Origin of the sequence: Thalassospira sp. GO-4 (genome assembly GCF_023588965.1) — a bacterium.
GTDB classification, from domain to species: domain Bacteria; phylum Pseudomonadota; class Alphaproteobacteria; order Rhodospirillales; family Thalassospiraceae; genus Thalassospira; species Thalassospira povalilytica.
Map to the genome: position 1 here is coordinate 1,312,437 of NZ_CP097807.1, position 13,845 is coordinate 1,326,281.

Sequence of the window (13,845 nt, forward strand, 5' to 3'; positions counted from 1 at the left end):
GTGCAATTTGCGCGGGGCTTTTTCCGTTTGTTAGCGCTAACATCGTCCCGTTTCCGGACCGATCAACTTGATTGGTCCGGCCTTACCCCGCCTGGACCTTAGCCCGGCTCGGCACCGGTGATCAGGTTGCGAAGCACGCCGGGCACAAATGTCGAAAGCGGATTGACCGTCACATCAGGTTCGCCAAGGTCGCCTTCGATGGTGTAGGTCGGCGCAAAGATGCCCCCGCCTTCTTCCCCCACCAGAAGATCGCCAAGGATCGGGATCACGCCAAGGGCCGAATTGATGGCATAGATCGGCACAATCGACCCGGCCAGACGGATTTCGGATTTTGCCAGATCAATCGATCCGTTCGCGGTAACACCAACCGCGGTGCCGTTGGCAGCGACCTTTGACAAGGTCAGCACATCATTCACATAGGTGAAATCGCCATTCAGCTCGGTGAAGGAAATGCCGTTTCCTTGCAAAACGTCGCTGAGCCCCGAAAGAGATGCTGCCCCCAGGACACGTGCGGCAATCGGTGCGTTGACGACACGGAAATCGCCGATCTTGACCGATCCGGTAAAGGGCTGGGCAAAGTCGCTTTCATCGACCGTGCCTTCGACCGTCATGTTCCCGCCCAGAAGGTTTTCATACATATCAAGCGCCCGCAGGAATTTACCGGCATCTTCTGCCGTCAGACTGACCTTGCGGGTGGAAAAATCATCGCGGCTGACTTGTGCAAATATGGTGGCCCGGTCCGCCAGCGAACCATTCAGAACCAGCCGGTCCCATTCCTGTCCGACAACATGGATCGATCCTTTGACATCGCCAAACAGTTCGCCATTGGCCATCACCATCTGTTCGATATCGAGGAAGATCTCGGTCGTTCCGCCTTCGCGGCTGGCGCGTTGTCCGATGCCGCCACTGTTTGGTGCCTTGGCATCCTTTGGCTTGCCGGTATCTTCGGCGTCATCCGACAGGATCCAGGGGGTTGCGATCAGCTGACGGGCGGTGATTTCGATTTCGCGATTTTCATTATTCTGCCGGAAGGTGACCTTGCCATCATTGAGCAGCGGCTCCGCCCCCTTGAGCAGGAAGCCGCCACCGGTCAGATTGACAATGACATTGCGTTTTTCCGACGGTTTGGTGTCGCTGCTTTCTGCGGGCTCAGGCGATGTTTCATCCTCGACAAACGGTCGCAAGTCAAACTGCGCCCCGCGCAGGTCCACCAGCATCCTGTCATCATTGGCAAGCCTGATCGTTCCCGAAAGACCGGTGTTTTCACGAAAACGGGTATTGTCGATTTCAAAGGACCATTGATCGGCAATCGGGTTTTCACCGCGCCATTTGCCGGTGCCGGACGCCACCAGTGCCGGTCCCATCACCGCAAAGGATTTAAGCGTGCCGCCGCCTTCATAACGAACAGCCACATCAAAGCTTGCCTTGGCTTCGGCACCGGGCTGTTTGGTGTAGTTGACCCGTTCCATCGGAAGCGTGATGGCAACATCATTAAGCGCCACATCCCCCTTGATCTCGACCCGGTCATCCAGAACCCTGATTTCGACCTTGCCCTTGCCCATCCCGGCAAGATAGGGAGCAACATCAAGTTCCACATCGGGCATCACCGCCAGATCGAGATCGCCAGACAGGCTATAATGGCTGCGGATTTTGGCCGCGGTATCAAAACTTTCAACCCAGTTGATGGCGGTTTTGCCCTTTCCGATCGATGCCGTACCGGTCAGTTCCAGCCCCTTGGTGTTGACCTGAAGTTCGAAACTACCGTTATTGACATCAAGTTCGCGGAACGCGTTGGTGATGCTGGCCTTTTGGATGCGCGATGCCGCCGCGACCTCGACATCGTCGAATGTCACGTCGCGCAGCAACGGGAAATTCAGGCGCACGCGGGTCGCCTGTTCACCAGCAATCTGGGCCGGATCAATGCCAAGGCGGGTGGCAAAGCCAAGCGGCTGAGCTTCGATCAGTTCAAGCGCCTTGCGCGCACTGCCATTGGCGACCACTTCGATTTCGGCAAGCGGGACCGGTTCGTCAAGCTTGGTGAACAGGATGCTGGCATCCGTTACAGTCAGGCCGTCTGCCTGTCCGCGATCAACATAGATATTGAAACTGGTTTCATCGAATTCGGCACGGCCACCGGCATCATGCACATCGGGCATATCCCCCAGATAATGCACCGTGACACCGGACATCGTCATCTGTCCGCCCAGCGCATCAAGCACCACATCGCCGACGTCATCCTGATGAAGTTCGGTATGCAGGGTGGCCTGATGAACGATGCCGTCCGACAGGTTGGTTACAACCCAGATACGGGCATCTTCGCCAACCGATTCCGGCCAAAGCCGATCCAGATCATCTGTGGCCACATCGGTTGCCTTGGCATCCAGACTAAGTTGCCATTTGCCAAACGGATCAAGCACGACACCGGTAACCGATGCCGTGGCATCCCCGACATTAAGCGTCACGTCATCAACACTGAACCGGCCCGGTACATAGCTTGTGACGATCTTGCCGTCATTGACCCGATAGGTCGCGCGGATTTCGGATGGCAGTGAAATCACCCCGCTTCCGACTTCCAGATCGGTCGCAGCAGAAACCAGCTTTCCACTGACATCATATTTGGCACGGATTACCCCCGAAACCGGAACATAGGCATCGCGCATCGGTTCAAAGATGTCAGAGATGCTGACCAGATCGGAAAGCTCCACCTCGCCGATGCGGGCTTCGAGATCGATTTCACCGCTGCTTGTGCTGTAATCACCGGTCACATTGACCCGGGTCGACAAGGCACCAGCACTGACCTGCAAGGAGGCTTCGGCCCCGATGCCAAGCGGCTTGCGCGACAACAGAATTTCAGCCTGCGGCGCAGCCCAGACGATGCCAAGCTGTTCATCGCGCACCTGCAGGTCGGCATTTACAATCCCGAAACTTTCAAAATAGGCCGCAGCGGGAAAATCGGTGCGTTCGCCAGACAGGATCGAGACCACATCGCGCAGGATTTCGCTGCCTGATCTTTCAATCGGCGCGGTTGCCACATCGGTTTCATCATCGGATGTTTGCGGTGCGGACTGTATTTCGGTGGTTTCGGGAAGAACCGGCTGCGCATCGTCACTTTCGGGCAAATCGATCGTGACCGACGCCCCCCGCCCGCTGTCATAAACCGGGTCTTGCGGTTCGACGGATGTGTCTTCGTCCGGTCCGGCAAGTGGTGCTGTCCCATCGGGGTTTTCGGCGACATAGCCGATATCGATCTGACCATTGGCACGACGTTCCAGGCGAATGCGCGGCCCGATCAGGTTCAATTCACGAAGTGCCAGAACCCCTTCAAACAGGGCCTTGCTGGAAAACACCACGTCTGCTTCGGGAATATGGAGCAGTTCACGATCATCCCCGCCAATGATCACGACATCGCGCAAGCCGACATCAAATTTTTCGGCCCATCCGCGCCAGCGCAAAACGACATCGCCAACCGACAGCCGGTTTTCACCCATCGACTTGTTAAGATGATCAACGATATAGGGGGTAATGCGGTGCAGGGACACAGGTTCCTGAGACAGTCGCCAGATGGTGACTGCTGCAAATACGCCAACAAACAGCACGACCGCCGACAAAATCAGCGCCAGCCATCCAGCAAAGCTTTTAACGAGGCGCACCCTTATTTATCCTGTTTTCCTGATATCATATGTCGCAATAGCACCACTGCACACGTTCTGGCCGGTGTTTCCGTTCTGCAAGACGAAACAGATATCACCGGAACTGCCAGTATTGATCTAATCCCTTTTTGTCCGATCGCAGAAAAGCTACATAGAGACAGTCACCCGTATGATCGGGGTTGCAATCTCCTTGCCAAGAGCATGCAATCAGGCACAAGTTTGTGCATAGCCCGGTTCGTTACCTTTTCGCAATACAAGGAAAGCAAAAAGTGTCTCTTTCCTGGATTTCACAGGACCTGCCCCAACCCTTTGATGCCGAACGTGTTGCCAATGCGTTTGAACGATGGAACGCCCTTGGCGATCGCCCGGCATTTGAAAGTCTGGCATCCAAAATTGGCGATATTGCGTCCGATCCCCAAAGCAAGGCGGTTTTGGCAGCCCTGTTTGGTAACAGCCCCTATCTGACCAATCTGTGCCTGCGCGATCCCGACATTGTGTGCGAAGTATTCGAAAGCGGCCTTGATCATGCCTTTGTCACCGCACTGGATCCGGTGCGGCAAAGTGCGGATGCCCGTGATCTTGATCAGGCGACAACAATGTCCACGGTGCGCAAGGCAAAACGCCGGGCCGCACTGGTGATTGCGATGGCCGATATCTGCAAGGCCTGGCCGCTTGATAAAGTCACATCAGCGATCAGCGAAACTGCGGAAACCACACTTGATTTCACCATGGCCCATTGCCTGTGTGCGATGGCGCGCCAGCGCAAATATGACCTGCCCAATCCCCAAAACCCGCTTGAAGGATCGGGGATCTTTGCGATCGGTATGGGAAAACTGGGTGCGGGTGAACTGAACTATTCATCCGATATCGACCTGATCTTCCTGTATGATCAGGATGTTGTCACCTACCTTGATGAGGATCGCCTGCAACAGGATCTGGTGCGCATGGTGCGTGACATCACGCGCGTGATGGAAGAACGCACCGGGGACGGCTATGTGTTTCGAACCGATTTGCGCCTGCGTCCCGATCCGGCATCGACCCCGCCGATCCTGTCAATGATTGCGGCTGAAACCTATTATGAAACGGTGGGGCAGAACTGGGAACGTGCGGCCATGATCAAGGCCCGCATTGTTGGCGGCGACCGGGCGGCCGGCAACGAGTTTCTGGAAATCCTGCGACCGTTCGTCTGGCGCAAACATCTCGATTTCCTTGCCATTCAGGACATCCATTCGATCAAGCGTCAGATCAACGCCCATAAGGGCGGCAGCAAGATCAACATTCCCGGCCATAACATCAAGCTTGGCCGCGGCGGCATTCGCGAGATCGAATTTTTCGCACAGACACAGCAATTGATCTGGGGCGGGCGCGAAGTTGCGCTGCGTGGCAAGGCGACATGTGACACATTGCGCGCCCTGACCAAATTCGGACAGGTATCCGAGGAAGTTCGCGATGAAATGCTGGCGGCCTATGAATTTCTGCGCACGGTCGAACACCGGCTTCAGATGATCAATGATCAGCAGACCCAGACCCTTCCTGATACGGATGACGGGCTGCGCGCCCTTGCGACTTTCCTTGGCTATGCGACGCTTGATGCGTTCAAGGATCATCTGCTGCTTCATCTGCGCAATGTTGAAAACAACTATGCCGAACTGTTTGAAGACGACACGCCGCTGACCGGCGACAGCACGACCGGCAATCTGGTCTTTACCGGCACCGAAGACGATCCCGACACGCTTGCCAATCTGCGTGAAATGGGGTTTGAGAATGCCGAAAATGTATCGGTTACGGTGCGTGGCTGGCATCACGGGCGTTATCGCGCCACCCGGTCACGCCGGGCGCGTGAAATTCTGACCGAACTGATGCCGACACTTTTGGGGGCACTGTCGAAAACCACCAACCCGGATATGGCATTCCGGGCCTTTGACGAGTTCCTGAAAGGTCTTCCGGCCGGGGTTCAGCTGTTCTCGCTGTTTACCGCGCACCCGGAACTGCTTGAACTTCTGGCCCAGATCGCCGGAACCGCCCCGCGTATGGCCAAATATATCGGGCGCAACGCGTCGGTTCTTGATTTCGTCCTGATGTCGGGCTTCCATGAAGAATTGCCCGATGCCGACAGCATGCTGGCAGAACTTGATGCGCGCCTGTCACGTGAAGACATGGTCGAAGACTGGCTGGATGTGGCGCGACGCTGGGCCAATGACCAGAAATTCCAGATCGACGTTCAGACCATCCAGAACCGCCAGACCCCGCACGAGGCCGGTCGTGCACTGGCCGATGTGGCAGATGTTGCCATTCGCGCCCTGTTCCCGCGCATTGCTGATGATTTCGCCGCCAAGCACGGTACCTTTGCCGATGGCGGGCTTGCGGTATTTGCGCTTGGCAAACATGGTGGTCAGGAACTGTCCCCGGGGTCGGACCTTGATATGGTGTTCATCTATGATGTGCCCGAAGAAGCCGAAGAGTCTGATGGGGAAAAACCGCTTTCACCCGGGCATTATTTCATCCGGTTGAGCCAGCGTTACATCAACGCCCTTTCCGCCCCCACCGCCGAAGGTGTTCTGTTTGAAACCGACCTTCGCCTGCGGCCCAGCGGGTCAAAAGGCCCGCTTGCCACCCATTTCAAAAGTTTCGAAGCCTATCAGAACAATGAAGCCTGGACGTGGGAGCACATGGCACTTACGCGGTTGCGCCCGGTTTATGGGCCGCAATCGCTGTGTGACAAGGTGATTGCCACCACAACGGCCGTTCTGCGCAAGGAACGTGACCCCGATCAGCTGGTACGTGCGGTCTATGACATGCGCAACCGCATGGAAGCCGGCAAAGGCGACAATCACCCCTGGGCGATCAAGATGCGGCGCGGCGGGCTGGTTGATCTGGAATTCATCGCGCAATATCTGCAACTGCGCCACGCCCATGACCATGCCGACATTCTGTCGCCAACCACACGCGATGTGTTCAAACGGCTTGGCACGGCCGGCATTCTTGAAAATGAAGAGGCAGAATTTTTGGCCAATGCCGGATCATTCTGGTTGGCACTTCAGGCAATGCTGCGCCTGACGACCGAAGGGCCGTTTGATCCCGCACGGGCCAGCACCGACCTGCAACAGATGCTGGCACGGGCCGGGAAATGTGACGATTTCGCAAGTCTTCAGGACAAAATCGAAATCACGGCAACCCGGATCAAAACGATCTATGACCGGATCATCGCCGATCCGGCCGAAAAGATCAGCCCGCCCGAAACCACACAATAGCCGGATCGAAATGATCCGGCTGGCCTTGCCATCCTTATAAAGGATTGTATTTTCAGTGCGGAACGGATCGCACAGCGACACAGACAGACAAAGGATGGAACATGACACTTGAAGTAGGTGACAAGGCCCCGGATTTCGAATTGCCAACCGATGGTGGCAACAGCATCAAGCTGTCCGATCTGGCAGGCAAACCGGTGGTGATCTATTTCTATCCCAAGGACATGACACCGGGCTGCACCACGGAATCCTGTGAATTTCGTGATGCCGAGCCGGACTTCAGCGCCGTCGATGCCCAGATCATCGGCATTTCCAAGGACAGTGTCAGCCGCCATGACAAGTTCAAGGCCAAACATGACCTGAACTTCATTCTGGCATCGGATGAAAACGGCACCGTGTGCGAAGATTTCGGCGTCTGGAAAGAAAAAAGCATGTATGGCAAAAAATTCATGGGCATTGAACGGTCCACCTTTGTCATTGATGGCAGCGGCGTCATCCGCAATGCCTGGCGCAAGGTAAAGGTCAAAGGCCACGTGGCAGAGGTTCTAGAAGCCGTTCGCGCCCTTTGATCAAAAAAATGACACTCGTAGCAGACCAATTGGTCCCGTTACCCCGCAAGCCCCGGCAACTGATTGCCGGGGCTTTGTTTTTTGGCCTTCGCCGACTTTAAAATTTAACCCGCCAAACTGCCAAAACGGCCATTCCAACACATTGATTTTGTTGCCTTGGGTTACATGTCAGGATAACAATTTACATATGGGAGTTTGGGTGAAGGTGCTTTTCACCTGTTCAGAGAAAACAAACCGGCACGCCGGCAAAGCAGGTATTGCTATGAACAAAAATGTTGTTGATCTCGACGATCAGATGCTTGCGGATTTTCGCGATGAGGCACATGACATCATCAGTGCGATAGACCTCCATCTGCAAAATGCGCGTGGCAAAAGCGACCCCGCACACCTGACCTCTATCCAGCGCGAAGTTTTCAATTTGCGTTACAAGGGCAAATCGGTTGCGGCACCACTGATCAATCTGACCAGTCATCGCCTGGCCGATTATGTCACCACCTGCAAGGAACTGAATGAAGGTTCCATAGAAGATATCCAGGCCTTTGTCGACAAGATCCAAAGCCTGCTTGAAGGTGACATGACCGCCGGCGGCACCGACACCGCGGAATTTGTCCGTGAATTGCCGTCCAAACGTGCCCCTGACATTGATCCGAACTGGCTTAAAAAGGCCAATGTCGAAGCATTGCTGGTGATCCCGCAGCGCTCCATGGCAACCATTCTTGAACGCGAACTCGCCGCATGCGGTTATCGCAGTTCCGTTACACAGACCTCGTTCGAGGCCATCGAACTTGCCGTTCGCACCCGCCCCGACTTCATCATTGTTGCCAAAACCATTGATGAGCTGAGCGGTGTTGATCTGGCCAATGCGTTGCAGGCCATGCCAAAAACCCGGGCCATCCCGACGGCTGTTCTGACGTCCGATGCACCGAACCACCCGTCCTTGCAGGATCTTCCATGCCGCACGGCAATCATCCGCAAGGGCAATGCATTTGGTGAAGATCTGGCCGAGGCACTGGCACGGTTCAACATCACCTGATAACGACATATCCGTAGGCAGCACAGTATCTGTCGCAATGTATCACAGGGGCGGCACGCGAATTTGCAGGCCGCCCTTTTGTTTGGCCATTGACCATATCCCCGGCAGATGGCAGACAAAGCCGATCTGAAAATCATTCTGAAAACCGGGCCGTCATGACCAAGCTTACCCTCGCCGAAGCAGCCAAACGTGCGCTTTTGACCGAAGATGCGACCGAAAAAGCCGATGTAACGGCCGAACTCGCCGCGATGTGGCGCAATGGCGAGATTACCGAGGTCGGGGCAACCGACCTGCCTGATCGTCCCGGTCGCCCGGCCAAGCCGGAACTTCTGGCACCAAACAAAATGCCCAAGCGCAAAAAAGGCAGTGTCCAGGGCCGCATCGGGCTTTTGCATGCCCTGGCCCATATCGAGCTTAATGCCATCGATCTGGCCTGGGATCTTTGCGTGCGCTTTCCCGAAGCCGACATGCCGCGGGACTTCCACGATGCCTGGGTACAGGTCGCCGATGACGAGGCCCGACATTTCAAAATGATCAACAAGCGCCTTGGCGAAATGGGTGCGACCTATGGTGATTTGCCCGCCCATGACGGCCTGTGGCAAACATCTATGGATACAGCCTATGACATTCTGCCACGTCTGGCCGTGGTGCCGATGGTGTTTGAGGCGCGCGGGCTTGACGCCACGCCGCCCACCATTGAACGTCTTTTGGCACATGGAGATACGGAAAGTGCCCGTATCCTTAAAATCATCGCCCATGATGAAATCGCCCATGTTGCTGCGGGGCGCAAATATTATGAATATGTCTGCGATCAGCGTGGCCTGCCCTATTACACCACCTGGCATGACATGCTGCGCAAGCATTTCCGCGGGCCTCTCAAACCGCCATTCAATGACGAAGCCCGTTACGAGGCGGGCATGCCGCCGGATTATTATCAGGACTATGTTCTGGAACTGCCGGGCGAGGCAGATGGTCTTTAGGCCCGATGTCGCGAACTGGGATTTTTAAAATTTGACCCAGCGCAAAGCGTGCATAAGCAATCAGGTTTAGCCTTTTTCCGAGAATGAGACAGCCGCACCGGTGCGGCACATATTCCATTCCGTCAGGAGGCACGACCATGCCACGCACTATGAAGGCCGCCGTCGTTCGCGCGTTCGGCAAACCGCTTTCCATCGAAGAAGTGACCGTTCCGAAAGTCACGCCGGGAAAAATCCTTGTGAAAATCGAAGCATCGGGTGTCTGTCACACCGATCTTCATGCCGCCGAGGGTGACTGGCCGGTCAAGCCTAATCCGCCCTTTATCCCCGGCCATGAAGGTGTCGGCATCGTTGCCGAAGTTGGCGAAGGGGTTACATCCGTCAAGGAAGGCGATCGTGTTGGCGTGCCGTGGCTGCATTCGGCCTGCGGACATTGCCATCACTGCATTACCGGGTGGGAAACCCTGTGCGGCGAGCAGCTTAATACCGGCTATTCGGTCAATGGCGGCTTTGCGGAATATGTTCTGGCTGATCCGGACTATGTCGGGCATCTGCCCAAACCGCTTGAATTTGGCAATGCCGCCCCGGTTCTGTGCGCCGGTGTGACCGTTTATAAGGGGTTGAAGGAAACCGAATGCAAACCCGGTGAAACGGTTGTGATTTCGGGGATTGGCGGGCTTGGTCACATGGCCGTGCAATATGCCAAGGCCATGGGCATGAAAGTCATTGCCGTGGATATTGCCGATGACAAACTGAAACTCGCCCGTGATCTTGGTGCGGACTGGACCCTGAATGCATCCGAGATCGATGTGGTATCGGAAGTCCAGAAACAGATGGGCGGCGCCAACGGTGTTCTGGTGACCGCAGTTTCACGCGCCGCCTTCAAACAGGGTGTCGGCATGCTGGGTCGTGGTGGCACCATGTCGCTGGTTGGTCTTCCGCCGGGAACGTTCGAACTTGATATCTTTGATACGGTTCTGTCGCGCAAAACCATTCGCGGTTCGATCGTCGGCACCCGTGCCGACCTTCAGGAAGCGCTGGAATTTGCAGGCGACGGCAAGGTGCATTCGCACTTTACGACCGAGCCGATGGAAAACATCAATTCGATCTTTGACCGCATGCGCGATGGCAAGATTGATGGCCGTATCGTGATGTCGATTTGATCAATCTTCATATCCCGAGATGCAAAAGGCTGCCATCAGGCAGCCTTTTGTTTTCAATGTCACGCGGCACGCGCCAGCATGGCGGCCTCGTGATCAAGCAGCCATTTCTTGCGATCAAGCCCCCCGGCATAGCCGGTCAGTGTGCCGTTTGATCCGATCACGCGATGACATGGCACAATGATCGACACCGGGTTCAGCGCATTGGCGCGTGCCACCGCACGCACGGCCTTGGCATTGCCAAGCTGATCGGCCAACCCGCGATAGGATATGCTTTTGCCACTTGGGATCGTGATCAGGGCATCCCAGACCGATTTCTGAAAATCCGTACCGATCATGTTGATGGCATCAACCGGAAGCCGCACCACATCACCATTGAAATAGGCATCAAGCCAGTCGATCACCGATTTTGGGGTGGCAGTGCGATCTTCGACCCAGTCGAGTTTTTTGAACCGCCGGGTCTGGATGGTTTTCAGACGATCATCATTGTTTTCGAAATCGAGATGCACAAGCTTGCCGTCAACGGTCGCCAGGGACAATTGGCCAATCGGACTGGCATAGCGGGTTACATAGATTGTCGTTGTCATCATCCTTCTCCTTCGAGTGCCGACCACAGATATTGCGCGGCATAGGCCCGCCAGGGGCGCCAGCTTTCAGACAGGGCATCAAGCGCCTTGGCCTTGTCAGGTCCGCCGCCCATCGCCGATGCCTTAAGAATGCCAAGATCAGCCGCCGGAAAGGCATCCGGATCGCCAAGCCCACGCAGCCCGAAATAATTAAGCGTCCAGGGGCCGATCCCCTTTATCCCCGTCAAATCGGCAATCAGGGTTTCGCCCGATTTCTGATCGGATGCGCGATCCGCAAACAGTTCAATGACATCGGCCAGTGTTTGCGCACGACGGGTGGTAAGTCCGATGGAAATCAGTTCCTGACCGACAAGCTGTGGCGCATCGGGAAACAGATGCGTCACCCCGGTTCCGGCAACAAGATCGCCCGGCAATTCGGCACCGAACCGTGCGACAAGACGGCCCGCCAAAGTGCGCGCCGCGGCAACCGAAACCTGTTGACCAAGAACGGCCCGCATGGCCAGTTCAAACCGGTCCCAGCATCCCGGAACGCGCAGCCCCGGGCGCTTTTCAATCAGGGGGGCAAGCAGCATGTCTTCGGCAAACTGTGCGGTGATTGATGGCACATCAGCGTCCAGATCGAACAGGCGCCTGACCCGTGCGCCGATTTCAAGCACTGCTTCGCGGGCCGGCCCCCGCAGGATCACATCCACCCCGCTTTGATCCGGACTGAAATGACAGATCATAAGTCCGACCTGATCGCCCATGGCAAAGCCGCGCGCATAGATGCGGTCCCGGACGGCTTCCAGCCCCGGAATGGCGCGGGCCCGGAAGAATGCCAGAAGATATTCGGCATCAAACGGCTGACGGGCGCGCAATCGCAAAATCAGATCGTCATTGCGCGGCGCAAACGGATCATCATCGCCCCTGTTACCGGAACGGGCCTGCGATGATTTAAGTTTGATCCCCCGGCGAAAGGCCGTCGGGGCCTGTCTATAGGCCTGCTTCATGGCATCATTGAACCGCCGCAAACTGCCAAAACCGGCAATATCGGCAATTTCAATCATGGTCAGGTTGCTATCAACAATCAGCTGGCGCGCCCGCAAAAGGCGTCTGGCCTTGGCATGTTCCTGTGGCGTTACACCGGTATGTTCCTTGAATATCCGACGCAAATGCCGATCCCCGACCCCAAGCCGGTCGGCCAGATCGGCAATCGATCCGGTTTCAAGCACGCCCTGATCAATCAGGCGCACGGCACGGGCCACCGTCGCGTGGACACCGGCACTGGCCGGACTTCCCGGGGCTGCTTCGGGCCGGCATCGCAGACACGGGCGAAACCCGTGGGCAATTGCGGCCTCGGCACTGGGATAGAATTCCACATTGGCACGCTTTGGCGTGACCGCGGGACAGATCGGGCGACAAAAAATCCCGGTGGTCAGAACCGCGGTATAAAACCGTCCGTCAAACCGGCGATCACGGGTTTTGAGTGCCTGATAGCATATATCGTTATTGAGCTGTTCCATGCCCCGCAGTGTATCAGAACCGGCGATCAAAACTCGCCAGATTCGGACTCAGACGTCAAATCGCCCGATACCGTCAGTTCAACGGAATGTCATTGTCGGATTTGCCATTCTGATACTGGGCGGACAAGCGGTCATATTCATGGGAAAGCGCCTTGGCCCGGGCGATATAATCCGCCCGCTGATTTTCAGGAAGATCGGCAACCATACCCATGATCGAATGGCTTTCCCAAAAGGCATTCGATTTGTTGTATTCGCCGTCCTTCAGGGTGAAGACTTCCTGCATGATTTTCAGATCATGGGGAATGGCAAAGGCATCGCGGGAATCTTCGTAAGAAAAGAAATAATAAAAATTGTCAAAGCCCGCCCAGGTGATGGCGGACAAACACATTGAACAGGGTTCGTGGGTCGACAGGAAAATCAGATCCGAAGTCGCCGGGCGCTGATCTGCGGGGATTTCATAGAACCGCTTAAGACAATGAACCTCGCCATGCCATAGCGGGTTTTCTGTTTCATTGTTGGTTTCGGCAATCACCAGTGCCAAATCGGCCTTGCGCAGGATCGCCGCCCCGAAAAGCTTGTTGCCATCAGCAACGCCCATCCGGGTTTTGGGCAGAATATCGTTTTCCAGAACAGAAAACAGCTTGTCGAGAATGTGCTGATCCGGGGTGATGTCTGACATGTTGGCGGTCCCTGATGAACTGGCGTGTTGTTTCAACCATTTCACCGGCTCAGGACCGCCATGCCAACTGTTTTTAAGCACTCCGGGCGCAAAACAGTGATGCGCCCCACATGACAATCAGATGCCGCGCAAGATCCCGTCATTATCGGGGGCCTGGCGACGTTCAGGGGGAACAGGAACATAAAAATCACGATTCAAAAGGGTTGTGACCGCGATCAATGTCGGGGATTTCGTGTCACGTACCTTGGTGATCAGGGCATGATCCACCGGTTTCATTTCACGAATTTTGACAACCTCGAAAACCGGACCGTTGGGGGTAGCAAGTTTGAACTGGTCGCCGACTGCGACCGGACCAAGGGACTGTTGGGCCATTTGGGACTTCACCTGACAATAGATGTTTGCTCTGAGCAAGCCTGCCAGTGACCAGTCGATGTCTGGAA

General features: G+C 55.8%; 10 protein-coding genes. 5 read left to right on the forward strand and 5 right to left on the reverse strand.

The window, feature by feature from the left end; genetic code table 11:
* Window positions 1–98: 98 nt before the first annotated feature.
* On the reverse strand, window positions 99–3,650 hold the full coding sequence (locus M9H61_RS06305; RefSeq protein WP_250283998.1) for an AsmA-like C-terminal domain-containing protein: 3,552 nt from the start codon (window positions 3,648–3,650) through the stop codon (window positions 99–101).
* A 269-nt stretch (window positions 3,651–3,919) separates the two neighbouring features.
* Between M9H61_RS06305 and M9H61_RS06310 the strand changes: the two genes are divergently transcribed.
* The 5 genes from M9H61_RS06310 (at window position 3,920) to adhP (ending at window position 10,640) form a co-directional block, all read left to right on the forward strand.
* On the forward strand, window positions 3,920–6,901 hold the full coding sequence (locus M9H61_RS06310) for a bifunctional [glutamine synthetase] adenylyltransferase/[glutamine synthetase]-adenylyl-L-tyrosine phosphorylase (RefSeq protein ID WP_250284000.1): 2,982 nt from the start codon (window positions 3,920–3,922) through the stop codon (window positions 6,899–6,901).
* A 101-nt stretch (window positions 6,902–7,002) separates the two neighbouring features.
* A complete protein-coding gene (gene bcp, locus M9H61_RS06315) occupies window positions 7,003–7,467 on the forward strand; it encodes a thioredoxin-dependent thiol peroxidase (RefSeq protein WP_068518536.1) in 465 nt (154 codons plus the stop codon).
* A 262-nt stretch (window positions 7,468–7,729) separates the two neighbouring features.
* The gene (locus tag M9H61_RS06320; protein ID WP_250284002.1) at window positions 7,730–8,500 is read left to right on the forward strand and encodes a response regulator; all 771 of its coding nucleotides are present in this window, start codon (window positions 7,730–7,732) and stop codon (window positions 8,498–8,500) included.
* A 155-nt stretch (window positions 8,501–8,655) separates the two neighbouring features.
* Window positions 8,656–9,480 (forward strand): ferritin-like domain-containing protein, encoded by an 825-nt coding sequence (locus M9H61_RS06325; protein WP_250284004.1) that lies wholly within the window; start codon window positions 8,656–8,658, stop codon window positions 9,478–9,480.
* Window positions 9,481–9,617: 137 nt separating this feature from the next.
* Window positions 9,618–10,640: an alcohol dehydrogenase AdhP gene (adhP, locus tag M9H61_RS06330; protein ID WP_068518539.1), complete on the forward strand. Its 1,023-nt coding sequence runs from the start codon at window positions 9,618–9,620 to the stop codon at window positions 10,638–10,640.
* Between the two features lie 59 nt (window positions 10,641–10,699).
* Here adhP and M9H61_RS06335 read toward each other — a convergent pair whose 3' ends face one another.
* The 4 genes from M9H61_RS06335 to M9H61_RS06350 all read right to left on the reverse strand — a co-directional run bounded on the left by M9H61_RS06335 (window position 10,700) and on the right by M9H61_RS06350 (window position 13,777).
* The gene (locus M9H61_RS06335) at window positions 10,700–11,224 is read right to left on the reverse strand and encodes a methylated-DNA--[protein]-cysteine S-methyltransferase (protein WP_242513042.1); all 525 of its coding nucleotides are present in this window, start codon (window positions 11,222–11,224) and stop codon (window positions 10,700–10,702) included.
* Complete coding sequence (locus M9H61_RS06340; RefSeq protein ID WP_250284006.1) at window positions 11,224–12,726, reverse strand: DNA-3-methyladenine glycosylase 2 family protein; 1,503 nt, start codon at window positions 12,724–12,726, stop codon at window positions 11,224–11,226. Before M9H61_RS06340 ends, M9H61_RS06335 begins: the two co-directional genes overlap by 1 nt.
* 73 nt (window positions 12,727–12,799) lie before the next feature.
* Window positions 12,800–13,405: a nucleoside deaminase gene (locus tag M9H61_RS06345; RefSeq protein ID WP_250284008.1), complete on the reverse strand. Its 606-nt coding sequence runs from the start codon at window positions 13,403–13,405 to the stop codon at window positions 12,800–12,802.
* A gap of 117 nt (window positions 13,406–13,522) precedes the next feature.
* Window positions 13,523–13,777, reverse strand: coding sequence for a hypothetical protein (locus M9H61_RS06350; protein WP_101247661.1), 255 nt, complete (start codon window positions 13,775–13,777; stop codon window positions 13,523–13,525).
* Window positions 13,778–13,845: the final 68 nt, after the last annotated feature.